The organism is Lysinibacillus sp. YS11 (assembly GCF_002896375.1).
Taxonomy (GTDB): Bacteria; Bacillota; Bacilli; order Bacillales_A; family Planococcaceae; genus Lysinibacillus; species Lysinibacillus capsici.
In genome coordinates this window covers 4,242,967-4,261,497 of the sequence record NZ_CP026007.1, presented here as the reverse complement: position 1 = coordinate 4,261,497, position 18,531 = coordinate 4,242,967, and the positions used below count along the sequence as shown (strand labels likewise).

Genomic DNA, 18,531 nt, shown 5'->3' with positions numbered 1-18,531 from the left:
GTATCCGTAAATGATAATGAGTATCAATTATATATTGACTTATATATGAAAACGATTATCATTATCAATATGAGCTCGTTAGGGGAGAATATCTATGAATAAATATTTTAAAATGTGTGCACCAGCACTATTAGCATTATCACTGGCCGCATGTGGAACAGACAAAGCAGAGGAATCAACATCAACAGCTAATACAGCAGAAACAAGTGCAACAGAATCACAGACAGAGCAAGCTAAATCAACGCAGACCATCACGTACTTAGGCGAGCAATATGAGCTACCAGCCGAAGTAAAGAACATTGTCGCTGCCAGTCTTGAATCAATGGAAGATGCGGCAATGCTTGGTATTAAGCCAGTAGGTGTTCTAGAAGTAGGTGGAAAAGTTCCTGCCTATCTAGCAACAGATTTTGAAGGAGCTACACTTGTAGGAAATAAAATGGAGCCAAATGCAGAAGCCATTCTTAATCTGGATCCTGATGTAATTGTGGGTACTTCGAAATTCCCTGAAGAAACGGCTGAAAAGCTCAACAAAATTCAAACAATGATTCCATACTCACATATTTCAACAAATTGGAAAGAAAATTTAACATTGCTTGCACAATTAGCTGGGAAGGAAGATGATGCAAAGAAAATCATCTCTGACTATGAATCCAAAGTTGCTGATGCCCAAGTAAAATCCAAGGAGCAATTAGCAGATAAGCAAGTATTAATCATCCGTGTTCGTGGTGGAGTGATGTACATCTATCCAGCAGGCGTTTATTTAAACCCTGTTCTATATGAAGATTTAGGAGCACCTGTACCAGAAGTTGTTACAACAGCTAAGGCGCAAGCGGAACTATCACTTGAAACATTAGCACAAGTAAATCCAGATGTGATTTTCCTGCAATTCGAGGATTCCGAGAATAAGGATACGCCAAAAGCTTTAGAGGAGCTACAAAAGAATCCAATTTTCACTAGCTTAAAGGCAACACAAAATAATCAAGTTTTTGTCAACACAATTGAGCCATTAGCACAAGGTGGTACTGCTTGGTCTAAGGTGAAATTCTTAGATGCTGCGGCTGAAAAATTATTTAAATAGTATAAACAGGCTGGTAGTAGATTTGGTGATATCACCGGGCTATTACCAGCCTTTTGTAAGATGTGGCATTTTTCATTGCAGGCAGTTGTTAAGGGTATACACTTAAGTGGTTGATATTGTGTACCGCAAAATGGATAAAGAAAAAGGTGTGAAAGTTGAAAAAAACAAACATAGTGTCGTTTTCAATATTAGCGATATCTCCTTTCCTTATTGCCCTTGTGGCACTTATTTCTGTTATGTATGGAACAAAAGATATTAGTGCTATTACAGTATGGCAGTCGATGACAGCATTTGATCCATCGGATGTCGATCATCAAATTATAAGAACAGGCCGTATTCCAAGAGTTGCCGCGGTATTACTAGTTGGAGCATTTTTAGCAGTTGCCGGTGCAGTCATGCAGGGGATTACACGAAACTATTTAGCCTCGCCTTCATTAATGGGTGTCAATGATGGCTCTGCATTTGTCATTACATTAGCCATTGTTTTTTTTCCAGGGCTACCAAACTATCAAATGATTTTATTATCGATGCTTGGTTCTGCATTGGGAGCTGGTATTGTCTTTGGTTTTGGCTCGTTAATCCGCAATGGCTTATCTCCAGTAAGGCTAGCCATAATTGGAACGGTCATTGGCACATTTTTAAGTAGTATTGCTACTGCTATTGCGATGTATTTCCAAGTATCACAAACAGTAAGTGCTTGGTATAACACAAAGGTACATATGGTAAATATGGATATGCTGATCCTTTCTATTCCATTTGGTTTAACTGGGTTGATCTTGGCTTTATTATCGGCAAAAGCGATTACCATTACTTCATTAGGTGAAGATATTGCCATGGGCCTAGGACAGAAAACAAAAGCAGTACGTATTATTAGCATGCTAGCTGTCGTATGTTTGACAGGGACAGCGGTTGCCCTTGTAGGGAAAATCGCCTTTGTAGGGTTAGTCATACCACATATTACACGCTTCCTTGTTGGTGTTGATTATCGCTATATTATTCCTTGTGCAGCTGTCATTGGAGCCTTTTTCTTAGCGCTTTGTGATGTCCTGAGCCGCGTTGTCAATTATCCATTTGAAACGCCAATTGGTGTCTTAACCGCATTGGTCGGTGTACCATTCTTCTTATATTTAGTTCGTAAGCACGGAGGTGAAAAACGTGCATAAAAAAACCTCAAGTGTATTCTTTTTAACCATGCTGATGCTTGTTTTAATGATTTTAGTTGCGAGCTATTTACATATTACAAATGGTGTTTTTGATATGTCTGTAATGGATGTCATCAAAACATTGCTACGGATCGAGTCAAATTCAAAGTTTGATCTTGTTATATTTGAGTTCCGTTTACCTCGGATTGTCATTGCTGGACTTGTCGGTATTGGCTTAGGTATGGCAGGAGTTGTATTACAGGGGATTACACGCAATGGACTAGCAGATCCAGGAATATTAGGGATTAATGCTGGAGCTGGTGCAGCAGTCGTACTATTCATGTACTTCTTTCAAGTAAAGCTAGTGAGTGCAGATATGAACAGCTGGATGTCAATTTTAATGATGCCACTATTCGGTTTTATCGGTGGAACAATTGCAGCTATCCTGATTTTTTCATTTGCTTTAAAAAATGGTCATCTGGATATGCAGCGATTAATCTTAACTGGAATAGCTATCAATAGTGGATTTGGAGCTTTGTCCTTGTTCCTATCCTTAAAAATGAGTGCACAAGATTTTGAATCAGCGGCTATTTGGATGGCAGGTTCAATTTATAATGCGAATTGGATCTTTGCGCTTACGATGCTACCTTGGCTTTTGATTTTAGGAATATATGTGCATAGAAAATCATATTTACTCGATTATTTTCAGCTTGAAGAGGATAGCATCACAAGTTTAGGAATAGCTGTTGAAAAGGAGAAAATGAAGCTGTTACTAGCCAGTGTAGGTCTTGTCAGTGCTTGTGTGTCTGTATCAGGGAGTATTGGCTTCATAGGTTTAATGGCCCCACACATTGCCAAGCAGCTTGTTGGTATTCAGCACCGTTACGTTATGCCAGTGAGTGCTTTAATTGGTGCAGGTCTGTTAATCCTCGCTGATTTTATTGGTAAAACCGTTTTTGCACCATCGGAACTGGCTGTAGGTATTGTTGTTTCAATTATTGGGATTCCATATTTCTTGTATTTACTGGTGAAATCTAAGGCATAGGAGGAAATGGCGTGCAAACTGCATTTAGAATGGAAAATTTGGCTTCAGGTTATGAGCAGGTACGTGTCTTTGAAGGGTTAAATTTAACGATAGAAGAGGGCAAAGTGACTACAATCATCGGTCCAAATGGTTGTGGTAAATCTACACTCCTTAAAACGATAGGACGTATTTTAAAAAAACAACAAGGTACGGTATATTTGCAGGAGCAAAATATGCAAAATTTATCGACCAAAGATATTGCCAAGAAACTAGCAATATTATCTCAAACACCGATAGCTCCTGGTCAATTGAAAGTGGAGGAGTTAATTGCGTATGGTCGCTATCCACATCGCAACAATGTCAATCGTTTAACGAATAAGGATGAGGAAATGATTGAATGGGCTTTAACAGTTACTAATACGATGGAATATCGAAATAGGGAGCTTGCCCAGCTTTCAGGAGGTCAGCGTCAGCGTGTTTGGCTAGCTATGGCCTTAGCACAAGAAACAAATATCTTGCTATTGGATGAACCTACTACTTATTTAGATATGGCGCATCAGCTAGAGGTATTGGACATTGTTAAAAGTTTAAATGAGCACCACAGCTGTACAGTAGTGATGGTTCTACATGATATTAACCACGCGGCCAGATATTCAGATCATCTTATTGCAATGCGTAAGGGTATTATTATGCAAACTGGCACGCCACAGGAAATTTTAAGTGCTGAGGTAATGCGTAAAGTATTTAATATTGATGCACGCATTATGGAAGATCCTGTAACCAATACACCTGTATGTTATGGCTATGAAATTTTGAAGGAGGATATCTAATGAATACAACTAAAGTAGACTACATTACACAACATATGACTTCAAAATTGACAAATTATTTGTACACGATTAATATCTATGTGCCAGAGGAGGAAGCGCCACAAGATGGCTTTCCAGTTTTGTATGTACTTGATGGCTCATCCTATTTTAACCTTGTAAAGGAAGCGGTGCGTCTACAAAGTCGTAATGCACCAAAAACAGGTATCCTTCCAGCTATTGTTATTGGAATTGGTCATGGCGACGATATGCGTGAAAGAAGATTTTATGATTTTACAGCACCTGCGGAGTCTTATATTTATCCAGCAAGATTTAAAGGAAAAGGTCATGAGAAGCTTGGAGGAGCAGTGGATTTTAGTCTCTTTATAGAAGAAGAGCTAAAGCCGACGATTGAGGCACAATATCCAGTAAATCAAGCACAGCAAGCTTTATTTGGTCATTCCCTAGGAGGTTACTTTGCACTGTGGCAACTATTTCACCACCAATCCAGCTTCCAGCGCTATCTAGCTATTAGCCCATCCATTTGGTGGAATGAGCATGAATTAGTGCAGTGTGCTTCAGTATTTCTGAACGAGCATCAAGACATGAACGAAACTTTGTTTTTGAGCGCTGGTGAACTTGAAACCTTTATGGTGGATGATGCGCGCCAAATGGCGACAGTATTAGAAAAAATAATGAATGTTGAATTTTATGAGGCTTTAAACGAAAATCATGCTTCGATCGTACCAACTGTTATGAGTAGAGCCATACGTTTTATGCATAAATCACATTAATAGTAGACCGCATTGTCTTTTGATAATGCGGTTTCTTTTTTATTTATTAATAAAATTAACGAATGATACGCATAATAAAGGAAATTTGGTCATCTGTCTGGGATAAATGGAGGCGCTGTATGCAAAATAAAATTTTAAGAAACCCAGTATTTCTTATTTCAAGTGGAGCAATTTTTCTTTTGGTCATTATCGGAGCAACGATACCAGAAAAATTTAAGAACGTAGCAAACAGCGTATTTCATATGACAACGGATTATTTTGGCTGGTTTTATTTAATGTCAGTCTTTATTATCGTTATTTTTTTATTTGGCTTGGCAATTAGCAAATATGGTACCATTCGCCTTGGATCGGAAGATGGTCGCCCTGAGTTTAGTTTTCTAACTTGGATTTCCATGCTCTTTTCAGCTGGACTTGGTGTCGGTTTGGTCTTCTGGGGAGTAGCTGAGCCAATGAGTCATTATTTTTCACCACCCTTCAGTGACACAAAACCGCTATCAACGGATGCAGCCCGACTGGCGATGGGATATTCATTCTTTCATTGGGGATTAAGCCAGTGGTCTGTTTATGCCATATTGGGCCTTGTTATGGCCTTTGTACAATTCAATAAAAAAAGAAATATGCTCATCTCCACTGCTTTAGAGCCTGTCACTGGAACAAATCGAGTCGTTAAAGGAACGATCGATATTCTCGCAGTAATTGCTACCGTCATGGGGGTAGCAACGTCTATAGGGCTAGGCGTATTACAAACAAATGGAGGTTTGACATTTGTCTTTGGTTTGCCAGATACATTTATCTTGCAAGTGGCCATTATTCTTATCATGTTTATTGGCTATATGTTATCAGCCACAACAGGTCTACAAAAAGGGATGAAGATTCTGAGTAATGTCAATATGACTTTAGCAATCGTCTTACTCTTATTTGTTTTTATTACAGGCCCAACAATCTTTATACTTGAAACCTTTACATTAGCTATTGGTGATTATATTTCAAATTTTATTCAATATAGTTTAAGGATGCAGCCATATGTTGGGGGAACTTGGGTGAAGGATTGGACAATCTTTTACTGGGCATGGGCGATTGCTTGGTCACCATTTGTAGGCTCCTTTATAGCTCGTGTATCCAAAGGCAGGACTATACGAGAATTTATTATAGGTGTATTAATTATTCCACCCCTCATTGCCTGCTTTTGGATCGCGACCTTTGGAGGAACTGCGATGTGGTTTGATTTACATCAAGATGCACAAATCGCTCAATCTGTTCATAATGATGTAACGGTTGCTCTTTTCCAGCTTTTTGAACACTTACCACTTTCAATGATTGCATCCACAATTGGAATACTTTTAATCATAATATTTTTAATTACCTCTGCTGATTCCGCCACCTTTATTATGGCAAGTATGACGACAAAAGGATCTTTAAATCCCACCATTTTATCAAAGTTTGTATGGGGTGTTTTGATGGCAGCTATTTCAGGTGTTTTATTGTATACAGGAGGTCTTGAAGCATTACAAACGGCCTCGTTAATTGCTGCATTACCCTTTACAGTGGTGTTACTTTTATTAATGATTTCTTATATTAAGATGATGAAGGAAGAGATTATTCCTCTTAAGAAAAAGGATATCCAACGTTTGAAAATAGCGAGAAAGCATATTGAAAAGGAAGCAAAAGTGAAAGATAAACATACTAAGTAGTAGGCCGTATTCGAAATAATACGGTTTCTTTTTGTTTTAACATGCACTATTATGAATAAAAAACGATAAGAGGTGCTTTAGGATGGAAATTGTTTTAGCACAGAGCAAGGATGCCCCAGTTATACATCAGGTGATGCTACAGGCGTTTCAAGAATATGAAAAAGCCACTCCACCATCCAGTGCACTAAGTGAAACGGTGGATTTTATTGAGCAGGCAATGCTGCAAAGTGAACAAGCGTTTATTGGCTATATCAATAAACAGCCAGTTGCCATGGTAAGGTTTACCCTCAGTACAAAGGGAATTTATTTTTTTAGACTTTCAGTTATCCCAGAAAGACAGGGACAAGGTTTAGCTAAAACACTAATTTCTTGGCTTGAACAATATGCACTATCGAAGGGAATAACAATTAGTCAGTGCAAAGTACGTATGAGTGTTCCACGTAATATTGAGTTATATCGTTCATTAGGTTATGTTGTAACGAAAGAGGAAATGGTGAAGAATCGTAATGGTAACTCTCTAGTAATAGCAACAATGGAAAAGAGACTTTCCAATGAGGAGGAGTTTAATTGAGAAAAAAGGTCGGCTGCTTGCATGCTCATTATTCCAATATACAATACATTGAGCAGGCTTTTCAAAGCGCTGAAGACATAGAGATACTCCATTTTGTAGACCCTGGCGTAATACAGCACGTGTCTAAAGGTAGTGATGGTTTAGCACGTAAAGTTAAGGAGCAAATTGAATGGATAATTAGTTGTGATGTGGATGCCATTTTAATAACGTGTACAAATTATATTGCTTTATTAGAGGATGAAACTTTGCTCGATTCCTCGATCCCTATCATAAAGATAGATGAGCCCTATTTTGAAAGTATATGTAAGCAACAGCCTCAATTTATTCTTTTTACAAATCCTGCAACTGTCGAAGGAACGATGGCAAGACTTCACCAATATGCTAAGCATCAAGGAGTATCAGTAGATGTAGAGGGAAAAATTATTGAGCATACATTTAATCTCATTATGCAGGGGAAAAAGGAAGCATATGATGATGCTATTTTAAGGGCTTTACATACTTTGTCAGCTGAAGAAAAATCCATATCAGTTGCCCAGCTATCGATGGTGGATGCAGCGCAACGATTTCAAGATCACACGGCAATTACAATTCTCCATCCATTAAAGTCATTAGTTGATATTGTAAAGAGTAAGATAAAATGATAGTTTCATAATTTACAGAATTATCTGTAACAATCTGGTTAAAACAAACGTTTCATAAGAAAGGGGGATGTTATGAAACGAGTTGTATTTGTATGTATATTGCTATTATTTTTAGTGGGTTGTACAGACAAAGCAAATGTTACAATGCCAGAGGATCTACCTGATTTTGTGCAAGAAAGTGATATTGCATCAGTTGATTGGAATCAAAAGGCAGTGGAATTTGGTGATAGAGGCATTATTGGTAATGCTGATAAGTCGGGTGTCATTGGTGCAGATATGCCAAGTTTAAGCACACAAAAATGGATGTGGCATCTATGGGGAATAGATGAAGTACGAGATACAGAATTAACGGTTATTGGATACCATAGAGACTCTAAAGTCATACAACCGATTTTAGTGAATGGTTGGAGCATAGGACTCGGAGGACCTGTTAATGGAGCAGATGCCCATACACCTTCTCATGTGAAAGTTCCTAAGCCTGATGAATGGGCTATTCTACTGTATACAAATGAAAAATACTTTGATACGTTGATATACGATATCCAGGAATAATAGTAAACCCTTATTTTATAATTATTTATACTTATAAAATAAGGGTTTTTGATGTTTGTATATGTATTGGGAAAGGAGGTGTATGGTGTGCGCATGTAAGCTTGCATTGTGTATTGCTTTCATATTTCTGAAATGCACAAGATGCTGAAGACGCCATTCAGAAAGAATATGTAAATACGAAAAGCTATTGAACATAGATAATTACAGTGCAAGGTTGTAGCAAGAAAAATATTAAATTGGTAAGATAAAAAGTAAAATGGAGGTCAGCAATATGAAAGATTTACGTTATCCTATTGGACAATTCCAATTTCCCAAAGAAATGAATTCACAGCAAGTACTAGAGTGGATTAATGAAATTCGTTTGTTACCAAAACAACTTGCAGAGGCATTAAGTGGTGCAAGCGAGCAAGACTTAGTAAAATCTTATCGTGAAAATGGCTGGACAGTGACACAGCTAGTCCATCATATTGCTGATAGTCATATGAATAGCTATATTCGTTTTAAGCTAGCGTTAACAGAGGATGTACCAACCATTAAGCCATACAATGAGGCAGAATGGGCACAGCTACCAGATTCTGAAATGCCAGTAGCAATTTCTTTTAATTTAATTGAAAGCTTACATGAACGTTGGGTTTATTTACTGTCAAGCTTATCGGATGAACAATTACAAAGAGCCTTTAATCATCCTGATTCAGGCCTGACGACTCTTGAGCATGCAATTGGCCTTTATGCATGGCATGGTAAGCATCATTTGGCACATATTCAGAATGCTTTGGTTAAATAAATATGGATGTTTTATGAAAAAACAAGTGATTTCTGCTAATGAGGAAATCACTTGTTTTCATTTTTTATTTAAGTTTATTTTATACGATAGTAATACCAGCACTTGCGTTACCAGCAAGTGTAGCAGCAACTCCTGTAGTAGTCATAGAGAATACCATTAGTAAACGATCACCAGTACTTACAGGTACTGAAACGTTTGCATTACCACTTGCAATCGTACCTACTGCTAATGCTATTAGTGGTAAAGGTGGTAATAAATCAACAAATGCTGCAGTAGGGCTGAATACATTGCTTCCTTGAACTGCGCGGTAAATCTGTGCTCTGACAGTTGCTGTTCCAGTTAGAGTTAAAGCAGCAGTTGCTGAGATTGTAGCAGAAATAGATGTAATAGTACCTGGACGTGGAACCGTAAATGCTTCTGTAGCAGCAGAAGTTGTTAAATCAATATTAACGCCAGCAAGAGTAATCCCTGGAACTGCTGTACCAAAACCTACAAGACTTACAGTTGCAATTAAACCAGTAGCAGCAGCTACTAATGCAACAGGAGTTATTCCTGATGAGAATGGGATAATAGAACCAGTAGCTACTGGTGGAGTAATACATGCAGCGTCAATTGCAACAAAAGGTCCTAGTGCAGTACACTCCCCGTTACCATGACCGTTACCTGAACAGCCACACATTGAGTTATTCAAACACATTTTTACACCCCCTTTCTTCATTATTCTATTCATTTCAGATTAGGGGTTAAGGGCAATTATCTATTTCACCTATAAATTCAATGATTTCTTTATGACTGCTTTTATTTGACACATAAAGACATCCACTATGTATGTTTTGACATAGTGGATGTTTAAGATAATGTTAACTCCATCTTTTAAAGAAATCGAAAAATGAGTTTTTTCCCTTTTTATGTTCTTCCTCAATCGGCTTGTTTACAGATTCAAGTTGCATGATCTCTTCTTCAAAGGACGGATGAACCTCATAGGTTGCATCAGCATGATACACTTCAACATATTCTTCTGTTTCTAATGAAGGAGAATGATCTATAGCTGCAGGTTCTGCTTCTGTTTCTGCAATGATTTGGTTGAGAGGCTCACTAGCTATTGCTTCAATGTCTTGACTAACAGGTTCGCTAAGTTGCTCCAAGATAACTTGTTCTATCGATTCATTCGTTACAATGGGATTCTCAAGATTGTTATGTTCATTCTCAATTTTCACAGCCTCCATAGGATTATTTAATGTTTCAGTTTTAGTGCTATCTGATTCATTAACTATAGAAGATTGTAAAGTATCATTCTCGATGTTTTCTTCTCTTGAAGCAGGCTGTACGGCAGATGGATCATATACACTTACTGGAACTTCCTTTGCATCCATGGCATTTTTAAAATGGAAGGTGGATTCAACTGTCGTGTTTCTGTATAAACCATTGTATATTTGGCTGGGGTGCGTATTGATTGATTGGAAATATTGCTGATTAAAATGCCGTTCTTCAGGTTTAGTTTCCGGTAGACCATTCTGAGGAGAGGGACCCCCGATATTTACATTTGGTTGGTGGTTTTTGGCTTTACCTGCCACACTTTGTAGTAGTCTATAAGAAGGTTGTGCTGATGTAATTGTAGTTTGATCTGCTGTCTGTGTCATTCTAGGTTGTCTAGGTAAAAGATTAGAATAGGTTTGAGCAGGCATGTCAATGGAGGGCATTATGGTTTTTGTATCATTTCCTTTAACTGGCAACAGTTTATTTAAAATTGATAAAATCTCTTGGTTCATTCCTTCAATGGTTTGATTCAAAGACTCAAGCTGTGTTGAAAGAACCCTAATTTGATCGTCGTATCCTTTTATATATGAATTTTGTTTAGTATCCAATGTCTCTGTAATTCCTTCTAAATGGGCCATCTGTGTTTTTAGTCCATCAAACTCCTGCTTCATATAAAGGAAATCTTCAATTGACTTCCCCATTTTTAGCGAGGTTAACGATTCTCTATAAGATTCAATTTTTTCCTTTAAATTTTCAATTTCTTGAGTGGTATACAATTTTGACTCTTCCATTGTAGTTCACCCCTTTCAGTCCATTATTAGTTTATTAAAAATATTGACTTTCTGTTACAAATATAACGGTTCTTTCAACATTTTGATTCGTATCGTTAATGAGGGAAGTGTATGAAAACAAATCTTGAGTGATTTTAATAAATATCCAATGTAACTATTTGTTAGCCCATGCACTTATAGCTGAAAAACATATGCTACAAACGAAAGATAAAAATTTTATGGAGGTGTCAAAAGGATGCAAGAGCATATGCCATCCCAGGCGCAGGAACTAATCTGTATAAATGTTGATAAGGTATACGACTGGATTGTAAAAGAAATGTCGTTTGATATTTCACCTACTGGACCAATTACATTCCCAGGTGTTACAGCAACTACTGACTTAACAGGTGCTATTGTTACTTGTCGAGTAATTCCAGCAACTACAAATCCAATTGTGATTCTGAACCGTGAGAATCGCCAATTCTCTATTGATGGATCAACTGTTTGTCTGCAACATCTAAATGTTCAAAAGAACTTCATTCTAACAATTGTCGTTACTTTACCTAATGGTACTGTTTTCACAAGCAATAATATTCCAGTTTCTCGCTGTGAGCAAGTGACATTATGTGCACCTAAGGGAACAGACGTTGAAATTTTATACACAGATTTAGATTGCTTCGTTTGTACAACTGGAACACTTAGTGTTGGAACAGGTGCTGCAGCAGGTACAATCACGTTCTCTGCGTTGACAATTACTGTTGCTGTTTGTCAAAGTATTCAATCTACATTCCCAGTTACTGTGGAATTTTTAGCAACTTTCTGCGAACCAAGAGCAGACTTACCATTCTCATGTCCAACTGCGGTTCGTCCACAACAATGCCCAGTTATTTTCCCAACTGTTGGTTAATTGTGATAACAAAAAGAAGAAAGTCATACTATGAAGAGAGGGTAATCCTCTCTTTTTTTAATGGAAATAACAAGGAGGTTTAAAGTGGCAGATCGTATTGAAGACAAGATACAGGCACTAAAAGAACAAACAAATGCCTATGTTCATGATATTAAAAGGTTGGTTGAGGAATTAGCAATTCCGAATAGGATTAACCTCATTAGTTATTTTACAACTGCACTTAATATTTCTTATGATCCTGAGCAAGAGAGTTTATGTTTAGGCTCCTATCATATTCGTAATATTGGTAGTGCAGCCGTCACGAACCCATCTTTGTGTATAACAATACCCAAGGAGTCACCGTTTTACTTTTCAGGGAGATATGTTCATGAAAATTTCACTGCGAATTTTAAAACACAGGGGCAGAGTCAGTGGGAGCGTTTTAATGACAAATCAAGCAAAGAGGAGTATTGGCTGAGACCAGTTGGTAAATCAACAATCGAACCGAATGAAACCATTTCATTTACCAATTTTCAAATAAAATGGTCCCATAATTTATCATATTCAGGCACGATTATGGGTTTTACATATTGCGATCAGCTCACAGAAGGTGTTGTTGTTTTAAATCCAATTAATCTAAATGGAATGGGCCAAACACAGGAGGAAGACAATGGGTGACAACGAAAAACAAGAGTTTGGTAGTGTAATTCAACAATTAGTAAAGGAACAGCTAAGTCGTCGTAATGAACAAGATAATAGCTTTGCCTTTCTTGAAAAAAGTACATTACAGCTATTAATAGCCTATCTTGTTTCAGACGAAAAGAGTCATGTTGAACAAATAGAGAATTCAAAGTTAGAAGAAAAATGGATGAAGCAGCTGGATGATTTACTAGAGGAAAGTAGAGAGCAGCTTGAAGAGGTGGTCGATTTACTAAAAAGATATTCAGGATAGGGGGGTGTGATGATGGACAATGATATTGTGAAAAACAATGATCCAATACAGCTCCAACAAATGATTATTTTTTTAAGGGCCGAGTTAGCCAAGTACAAAAATGAAGTAAAAAGACTTAGAGATAGTGATTATTATGCTTTGGTTCTTCGACTTGAAAGAGAAAATGTTCAATTAACAAGGCATAAAAAAGAACTTTCGATGGAACTCCTAAAGTTGAAAAGAGACTTTGATAAAGAATTGCAAGCTTACGATGAAGAAATTCAGAAGAGAGAAGCGCAAAGAAAAAAGCAAATTGCATCCATTGAGGCATTATTAAAGGAATTGGCAGAATTGCGGGCTGAAAAAAAGTCATTGATGGACAAATTTCAAGCATCAAAGGAGACTTCGATCGATTCAAATGAAAGGTCTATTGTGGAAGGCATAGATAAAAAGTTAAGTGACTATACAACCATAGCAAGTAAACAAATGGAGAATATTTTAGAGACACTAGAAAAATACCATAGAGAGAAAGTAGAATCAGACAGCCTTCATCGACACTTACTAAGTGAGTTAGAGACGAAAAATCTAGATATTGAGAGATTATCCAATGAAATAGTTGCATTAAAGAAACAATCTAAGGATGGTAGCACATCAATGAAACAAGGAGTTAATATTGACGAACAAATAGATTTTAGATTACGCATGCTCGATGAATTAGATGAGAAATTGAATGAACTAGCGTTAGAAATCAATAGTGAGCAGCTTTAGCTATAAAATTTCATCATGACTGTTTCAAAGATATGCCTTTGAAACAGTCATTTTTTGATTTGCATAAAAAGCTTATAAGAAGGTTCAACCGCTCACAAAGAAGAGGAAGGCGCTCCAAAGCAGGTTAACCCCGCTCACAAAGTAGAAGACACCGCTCTAAAACAGGTCAGACCCGCTCATGAGGATCTCATCATGACCCCCCATTCCAATATTATTTTGTTTCTCTATGCAGGGTTACACGCTTCAGGCGAGGGGAGTACTTTTTAAGCTCCAATCTTTCGGGATTATTGCGTTTATTTTTAGTAGTAATATAGTTTTTATCACCTGTTTCAGTACAGGCTAGTGTTACTTGTACACGCATTGAAGGACCTCCTTTTAAATAGTAATTATTACGATTTAAACAATATATTTCTCACTGGAGATTGTCAAGTTTAATTTCACTAGTAATAAAAAGCTTTGCATTTTCCAAAGTAATATGATTTAATTACAAATTGTAAATAGTAATGATTACGATTTAAGGAGTTGTAAGAATGACAAAGAAAATTCCTGTTACAGTATTGAGTGGATATTTAGGTTCTGGTAAGACAACAATGATGAATCATGTATTGCAAAACAAAAAAGATTTACGTGTCGCTGTTATTGTGAATGATATGAGTGAAATTAATATTGATGCGGAGCTTATCGCAAATGGTAGCGGTATATCACGTACAGAAGAGAAATTTGTGGAGCTATCGAATGGTTGTATTTGCTGTACATTACGAGAGGATCTATTGCAGGAGGTGGAACGTCTTTCGAAGCTAGGCAATATTGATTACATTTTGATTGAATCGACAGGGATTAGTGAGCCGATTCCAGTTGCACAAACATTTAGTTATTTAGACGAGGAGCTTGGCATTGATTTAACGAAGTTTTGTCGATTAGATACAATGGTTACTGTCGTAGATGCCCATCGTTTTTGGCATGATTTTCAGTCTGGGGAAAGCTTATTGGAGCGGAAGGAAGCTGTTGGTGAATTAGATGAGCGTGATGTTGCAGACCTTCTCATTGATCAAATTGAATTTTGTGATGTCCTTATTTTAAATAAGTGCGATTTAGTATCCTCAGAGGAGCTTGAGCGATTAGAACGTATTTTACGTGCATTACAGCCTGAGGCAAAACTTATACGTACAACAAATGGTGTTATTGATCCAGTTGAAATTTTAAATACGGGGCGCTTTGACTTTGAACGTGTCTCTGAATCGGCTGGTTGGTTAAAGGAGTTGGAGCTTGGTCATGAAAACCATACACCAGAGACTGAGGAGTACGGGATCTCTTCTTTTACCTATAAACGCAAAAGACCGTTTCATCCGATGCGCTTTGTTGAGTGGTGTGATCACATGCCAGATTCAATAGTACGAGCGAAGGGTATTATTTGGAGTGCAAGACATCAGGAAGTTGCGCTATTATTATCGCAAGCGGGGTCATCTGCAAAAATTGAACCAGTCTCTTATTGGGTAGCGGCACTTTCTCAAGCCCAGCAGCAGGATGTATTCCAGCAAAGCCCTGAAGTATTGGAAGATTGGGATGAAGAGTTCGGAGATCGAATGACACAACTTGTGATTATTGGCATTGATCTAGATCGAGAAGACATCACTAAACAGTTGGACAACTGTTTGTTAACAAATGAAGAGTTTCGGAACCCTTGGGAACGTCTACAAGATCCCTTTAACTGGGAATGGCAATAAAGAAGAAAAGAAGATTTCGGCTAAGACTCCGAAATCTTCTTTTGAAATACACGATTATAATTAGTAGCATCTCGTAATGCTTTTTCTTCTATAGGTATTCGGACAGAAAGCATTGTAATATTGAGTAATGTAAAACAAAATGCTGTAAAGTAAGCCTGAAACATGAGTGGTAGCAAAAGGATTTCTAAACAAACTACCGCATAATTGGGGTGGCGCATATATTCATATGGCCCTTTACGAACAACTTGTGCGTCAGGTAAAATGAGGATTTTTGTATTCCAAAAAGTGCCTAAAGAGCGAATACACCAGATCCGCAAAGCCTGCACTGCTAAAAATAATATAAAAAATAACGGAAATAAGGGCGAGATACCATTGTTGTTTGTGACGATTTCCACTATTAAAAACAGAAAAAAGCTAATATGCATGGCTACCATATAGGGGTAGTGTGAAGCACCTACTTCATAGGCTCCTTGTGAAAGCATCCATTTCTCATTGCGCTTGGCAATCACAACTTCTGTCAATCTTTGTAGAACGACAAGGATAAAAATAAAATAGAAGATCATGTTACTCCCTCCAGTTTAATAATACAGCTTCTGCACAAAAACCAGGGCCAAGAGCTACGAGCAAGCCTGTATCCTCCACTTGTCCTTCATTTAACATAAACTGCTCTAATACGTATAGCACTGTCGGTGATGACATATTACCATGTCGTCTCAATATTTCCCGAGAAATGTCGGTTTTTTGGGGAGATAGATAAAGTGTATCTTCGTAAGCTTTTAATACCTTTTTTCCTCCAGGATGCGCAATAAAATGAGTCAATTGTTCGCTGTACAGTCCTTGTTCCATTAAAAATTGCTCAATGAAAGGTCCGAGCCAATTGGTAATAATAGAAGGAATACTTTTTTGGAAAACGACATGAAGCCCGTTGTTTTTCACATCCCAACCCATTACATTTTCCGAATCTGGCATCCATTTAGAACCTGTAGCTAGAATATTAGGGGTTGGCCTTTTTGTTGCGATAGCTACTTCATCCCCACAAACAAGTATGCATGCTGCACCATCGGCAAAAAGAGAAGCACCAATTAAATTACTTTTAGAAAAATCATTTGGCTGAAAAGTGAGGCTACATAACTCGACACAAACGACAAGTACCTTTGCATGTGGATGGGCTTTACAAAAATCATAGGCTCTGCTTATACCAGCGGCTCCTCCTGCACAACCAAGACCCCATAGAGGAATGCGTTTAAGTCGATCTGAAAAGGGAAGCTTGTTCATAACACGTGCGTCAATGCTAGGTGTTGAAATTCCTGTACTGCTAACAAAAATGATGGCATCGATGTCCTCAGTAGGAATAGGTGAGGATAAAAAAGCTGTATTAGCTAAACATGCTTGAATGACACTTACACTGTATTGTGTAGCTAACTCAATATATAAATTATTACGTTCTTCAAAGGAGTGATTCGTACGATGCCATTCAGCTGGCACACAAAAATGGCGTGTGTTGATGCCACCATTTTCAAAAACCTTTAAGTAGCGCTCTAGTTTTGGAATTTTTGCATAAAAAAGCTCTTTCGTTAGTTCCTCTGCGTTATCTTGCTGTAATGTGTAAGGTGGTTGATATGTGCTAATTGAAATGATTTTAGGCAATCCAACATCTCCTCGCATTTAATGGTTTTGTTCATTGTATGCGTGGATGATTGGAATAAATGCTTATAATATTGTAATTGACAATTTCTGAAAATTTAGCTATATTGATAACAACTAAATGGAAAGTAGGTGATGTGACATGATGAATAGATCTGTAATTAGCGAACTGCAATCCGGTTTGTTCAATTTCACACGCCTAAAATATACAAAGTGACGCCGTGCCATAACTCGGGGTATTTGTGTATCTTTTAAACGTGCCTGTGAAACCTTGTAACTGCCGAATTGCAGCTACAAGGTTTTTTATTGTAGTTCCAAAAGGTGAATTGCGATAGGGCCTCTTGCGGATGACAACTATTTTCGCTGAGGCATCATACGTTTAGGAGGAAAATAAATTGAATTTAACAACATTAGGTTTTACAACATATTTTGAAGAGCAAATGATAGAAATGAAAAAACAGGCTAAATTAAAAAATTGTGTGCCTGCAAGGGTTACTTTAGAGCATAAGCATTCTTATCGGGTGTTAGCTGAAGAGGGAGAATGGCTTGCGACAATTGCTGGTCATTATGCGTATACATCTTTAGCGAGGGAGGACTATCCAGCAGTTGGTGATTGGGTGCTAGTGGAGAAAATGCCCGGAGAGGCACGAGCAATTATTCATCAGCTATTCCAACGAAAATCTGTATTTTCACGTAAAGTTGCAGGAACGGAAATTCAAGAACAGATTGTCGCATCAAATGTCGATATTGTGTTACTTGTTATGAGCTTGAACGCAGATTTTAATATTCGACGTTTGGAGAGATATTTAGTGGCTGCTTGGGATTCAGGGGCAAAGCCCATTATTGTCCTGACAAAAGCTGATTTATGCGAAGATGTTTCGAGCTTAGTACAAGAAGTGGAGTCTGTAGCCTTTGGTGTGGATATCTTTGTAACGAGTGCTCTATCGGGCGAAGGTCTAATGGAAATTCAGACGCTATTCACAGAGGGGGTCACGGGGGCACTATTGGGGTCTTCTGGAGCAGGGAAATCCACATTAACAAATGCTTTATGTGGTGAGATACTGATGAAAGTAGCGGGTATACGTGAGGATGATGCCAAGGGACGACATACAACAACCCATCGAGAGCTAGTAGTATTGCCTGCTGGTGGCTGTCTAATTGATACGCCAGGGATGCGTGAGCTTCAATTGTGGGATCAAGGGGATAGTTTAGCTTCTAGCTTTCAAGATATTGAGGAACTAGCAACAGCTTGTCGTTATCGTGATTGTACACATCAAAAAGAGCCTTATTGTGCTGTCCAGCAAGCTATAGTAGATGGGGACTTGGACCAATATCGCCTACAAAGCTATTTTAAGCTGCAAAGAGAATTGGCTTATATGGAGCGCAAAACAAATACGCAAGCAAAACTTGAGGAGCAGCGCAAGTGGAAGCAAATAGCCAAGGGAATGAAAAAGGGGAAGAAATAATC

General features: G+C 37.8%; 21 protein-coding genes. 16 read left to right on the top strand and 5 right to left on the bottom strand.

Translation table 11 applies throughout. The annotated features are described in order from the left end of the window. The first annotated feature begins 94 nt into the window (after positions 1-94). The 10 genes from LBYS11_RS21330 to LBYS11_RS21285 all read left to right on the top strand — a co-directional run bounded on the left by LBYS11_RS21330 (position 95) and on the right by LBYS11_RS21285 (position 9,083). Positions 95-1,078, top strand: a complete 984-nt coding sequence (locus tag LBYS11_RS21330; RefSeq protein WP_103118934.1) for an ABC transporter substrate-binding protein — start codon at positions 95-97, stop codon at positions 1,076-1,078. Positions 1,079-1,233: 155 nt separating this feature from the next. Continuing rightward, positions 1,234-2,241: a FecCD family ABC transporter permease gene (locus LBYS11_RS21325; RefSeq protein ID WP_009370610.1), complete on the top strand. Its 1,008-nt coding sequence runs from the start codon at positions 1,234-1,236 to the stop codon at positions 2,239-2,241. Positions 2,242-2,269: 28 nt separating this feature from the next. Beyond that, the gene (locus LBYS11_RS21320; RefSeq protein ID WP_016993066.1) at positions 2,270-3,265 is read left to right on the top strand and encodes a FecCD family ABC transporter permease; all 996 of its coding nucleotides are present in this window, start codon (positions 2,270-2,272) and stop codon (positions 3,263-3,265) included. A 29-nt stretch (positions 3,266-3,294) separates the two neighbouring features. Next, positions 3,295-4,074 (top strand): ABC transporter ATP-binding protein, encoded by a 780-nt coding sequence (locus LBYS11_RS21315; RefSeq protein WP_048394302.1) that lies wholly within the window; start codon positions 3,295-3,297, stop codon positions 4,072-4,074. After that, entirely contained in the window at positions 4,074-4,844 is a 771-nt protein-coding gene (locus LBYS11_RS21310; protein ID WP_048394090.1) for an alpha/beta hydrolase, read from the top strand. The genes LBYS11_RS21315 and LBYS11_RS21310 overlap by 1 nt, the downstream gene beginning before the upstream one ends. A 119-nt stretch (positions 4,845-4,963) precedes the next feature. Beyond that, positions 4,964-6,535 (top strand): BCCT family transporter, encoded by a 1,572-nt coding sequence (locus LBYS11_RS21305; RefSeq protein ID WP_048394092.1) that lies wholly within the window; start codon positions 4,964-4,966, stop codon positions 6,533-6,535. 82 nt (positions 6,536-6,617) lie between these two features. Next, positions 6,618-7,106, top strand: a complete 489-nt coding sequence (locus LBYS11_RS21300) for a GNAT family N-acetyltransferase (protein WP_103118932.1) — start codon at positions 6,618-6,620, stop codon at positions 7,104-7,106. Further along, on the top strand, positions 7,103-7,747 hold the full coding sequence (locus tag LBYS11_RS21295; protein ID WP_066037976.1) for a hypothetical protein: 645 nt from the start codon (positions 7,103-7,105) through the stop codon (positions 7,745-7,747). Before LBYS11_RS21300 ends, LBYS11_RS21295 begins: the two co-directional genes overlap by 4 nt. Positions 7,748-7,819: 72 nt before the next feature. After that, positions 7,820-8,299: a hypothetical protein gene (locus LBYS11_RS21290; protein ID WP_103118931.1), complete on the top strand. Its 480-nt coding sequence runs from the start codon at positions 7,820-7,822 to the stop codon at positions 8,297-8,299. A gap of 271 nt (positions 8,300-8,570) precedes the next feature. Continuing rightward, on the top strand, positions 8,571-9,083 hold the full coding sequence (locus LBYS11_RS21285; protein ID WP_048394098.1) for a YfiT family bacillithiol transferase: 513 nt from the start codon (positions 8,571-8,573) through the stop codon (positions 9,081-9,083). Positions 9,084-9,162: 79 nt separating this feature from the next. Here the strand turns inward: LBYS11_RS21285 and LBYS11_RS21280 are convergent, their stop codons facing one another. Beyond that, positions 9,163-9,780, bottom strand: coding sequence for an exosporium glycoprotein BclB-related protein (locus LBYS11_RS21280; RefSeq protein WP_048394100.1), 618 nt, complete (start codon positions 9,778-9,780; stop codon positions 9,163-9,165). A 163-nt stretch (positions 9,781-9,943) separates the two neighbouring features. Continuing rightward, positions 9,944-11,131, bottom strand: coding sequence for a hypothetical protein (locus LBYS11_RS21275; RefSeq protein ID WP_103118930.1), 1,188 nt, complete (start codon positions 11,129-11,131; stop codon positions 9,944-9,946). A 235-nt stretch (positions 11,132-11,366) separates the two neighbouring features. On the opposite strand from LBYS11_RS21275, the gene LBYS11_RS21270 reads away from it, so the two are divergent. The 4 genes from LBYS11_RS21270 to LBYS11_RS21255 all read left to right on the top strand — a co-directional run bounded on the left by LBYS11_RS21270 (position 11,367) and on the right by LBYS11_RS21255 (position 13,695). Beyond that, positions 11,367-12,017 carry a BMQ_0737 family morphogenetic spore coat protein gene (locus LBYS11_RS21270; RefSeq protein WP_004231775.1) on the top strand — a complete coding sequence of 217 codons (651 nt, stop codon included), beginning with the start codon at positions 11,367-11,369 and terminating at the stop codon, positions 12,015-12,017. Positions 12,018-12,101: 84 nt separating this feature from the next. Continuing rightward, entirely contained in the window at positions 12,102-12,674 is a 573-nt protein-coding gene (locus tag LBYS11_RS21265) for a hypothetical protein (RefSeq protein WP_103118929.1), read from the top strand. Beyond that, positions 12,667-12,948: a hypothetical protein gene (locus tag LBYS11_RS21260; RefSeq protein WP_048394106.1), complete on the top strand. Its 282-nt coding sequence runs from the start codon at positions 12,667-12,669 to the stop codon at positions 12,946-12,948. The genes LBYS11_RS21265 and LBYS11_RS21260 overlap by 8 nt, the downstream gene beginning before the upstream one ends. 12 nt (positions 12,949-12,960) lie before the next feature. After that, the gene (locus LBYS11_RS21255) at positions 12,961-13,695 is read left to right on the top strand and encodes a hypothetical protein (protein ID WP_103118928.1); all 735 of its coding nucleotides are present in this window, start codon (positions 12,961-12,963) and stop codon (positions 13,693-13,695) included. 211 nt (positions 13,696-13,906) lie between these two features. On the opposite strand, the gene rpmG is transcribed toward LBYS11_RS21255, so the two are convergent. After that, on the bottom strand, positions 13,907-14,056 hold the full coding sequence (gene rpmG, locus LBYS11_RS21250) for a 50S ribosomal protein L33 (protein WP_004231780.1): 150 nt from the start codon (positions 14,054-14,056) through the stop codon (positions 13,907-13,909). Positions 14,057-14,225: 169 nt separating this feature from the next. Between rpmG and LBYS11_RS21245 the strand changes: the two genes are divergently transcribed. Next, positions 14,226-15,419 carry a GTP-binding protein gene (locus LBYS11_RS21245; protein ID WP_054549650.1) on the top strand — a complete coding sequence of 398 codons (1,194 nt, stop codon included), beginning with the start codon at positions 14,226-14,228 and terminating at the stop codon, positions 15,417-15,419. Between the two features lie 20 nt (positions 15,420-15,439). Here LBYS11_RS21245 and LBYS11_RS21240 read toward each other — a convergent pair whose 3' ends face one another. After that, positions 15,440-15,982: an isoprenylcysteine carboxyl methyltransferase family protein gene (locus tag LBYS11_RS21240; protein ID WP_036079526.1), complete on the bottom strand. Its 543-nt coding sequence runs from the start codon at positions 15,980-15,982 to the stop codon at positions 15,440-15,442. A gap of 1 nt (position 15,983) precedes the next feature. Then, positions 15,984-17,066: a type III polyketide synthase gene (locus LBYS11_RS21235; RefSeq protein ID WP_054549649.1), complete on the bottom strand. Its 1,083-nt coding sequence runs from the start codon at positions 17,064-17,066 to the stop codon at positions 15,984-15,986. Positions 17,067-17,458: 392 nt separating this feature from the next. Between LBYS11_RS21235 and rsgA the strand changes: the two genes are divergently transcribed. After that, on the top strand, positions 17,459-18,529 hold the full coding sequence (gene rsgA / locus LBYS11_RS21230) for a ribosome small subunit-dependent GTPase A (protein ID WP_103118927.1): 1,071 nt from the start codon (positions 17,459-17,461) through the stop codon (positions 18,527-18,529). The last annotated feature ends 2 nt before the right edge of the window (positions 18,530-18,531 follow it).

Coding starts and splice junctions, on each gene's coding strand:
- LBYS11_RS21315 (WP_048394302.1), top strand. CDS start 3,295: ATGGAAAATTTGGCTTCAGGTTATGAGCAGGTACGTGTCTTTGAAGGG.
- LBYS11_RS21305 (WP_048394092.1), top strand. CDS start 4,964: ATGCAAAATAAAATTTTAAGAAACCCAGTATTTCTTATTTCAAGTGGA.
- LBYS11_RS21330 (WP_103118934.1), top strand. CDS start 95: ATGAATAAATATTTTAAAATGTGTGCACCAGCACTATTAGCATTATCA.
- LBYS11_RS21260 (WP_048394106.1), top strand. CDS start 12,667: ATGGGTGACAACGAAAAACAAGAGTTTGGTAGTGTAATTCAACAATTA.
- LBYS11_RS21290 (WP_103118931.1), top strand. CDS start 7,820: ATGAAACGAGTTGTATTTGTATGTATATTGCTATTATTTTTAGTGGGT.
- LBYS11_RS21310 (WP_048394090.1), top strand. CDS start 4,074: ATGAATACAACTAAAGTAGACTACATTACACAACATATGACTTCAAAA.
- LBYS11_RS21240 (WP_036079526.1), bottom strand. CDS start 15,982: ATGATCTTCTATTTTATTTTTATCCTTGTCGTTCTACAAAGATTGACA.
- LBYS11_RS21320 (WP_016993066.1), top strand. CDS start 2,270: ATGCTGATGCTTGTTTTAATGATTTTAGTTGCGAGCTATTTACATATT.
- LBYS11_RS21245 (WP_054549650.1), top strand. CDS start 14,226: ATGACAAAGAAAATTCCTGTTACAGTATTGAGTGGATATTTAGGTTCT.
- LBYS11_RS21275 (WP_103118930.1), bottom strand. CDS start 11,131: ATGGAAGAGTCAAAATTGTATACCACTCAAGAAATTGAAAATTTAAAG.
- LBYS11_RS21285 (WP_048394098.1), top strand. CDS start 8,571: ATGAAAGATTTACGTTATCCTATTGGACAATTCCAATTTCCCAAAGAA.
- LBYS11_RS21300 (WP_103118932.1), top strand. CDS start 6,618: ATGGAAATTGTTTTAGCACAGAGCAAGGATGCCCCAGTTATACATCAG.
- rpmG (WP_004231780.1), bottom strand. CDS start 14,056: ATGCGTGTACAAGTAACACTAGCCTGTACTGAAACAGGTGATAAAAAC.
- LBYS11_RS21270 (WP_004231775.1), top strand. CDS start 11,367: ATGCAAGAGCATATGCCATCCCAGGCGCAGGAACTAATCTGTATAAAT.
- LBYS11_RS21280 (WP_048394100.1), bottom strand. CDS start 9,780: ATGTGTTTGAATAACTCAATGTGTGGCTGTTCAGGTAACGGTCATGGT.
- LBYS11_RS21255 (WP_103118928.1), top strand. CDS start 12,961: ATGGACAATGATATTGTGAAAAACAATGATCCAATACAGCTCCAACAA.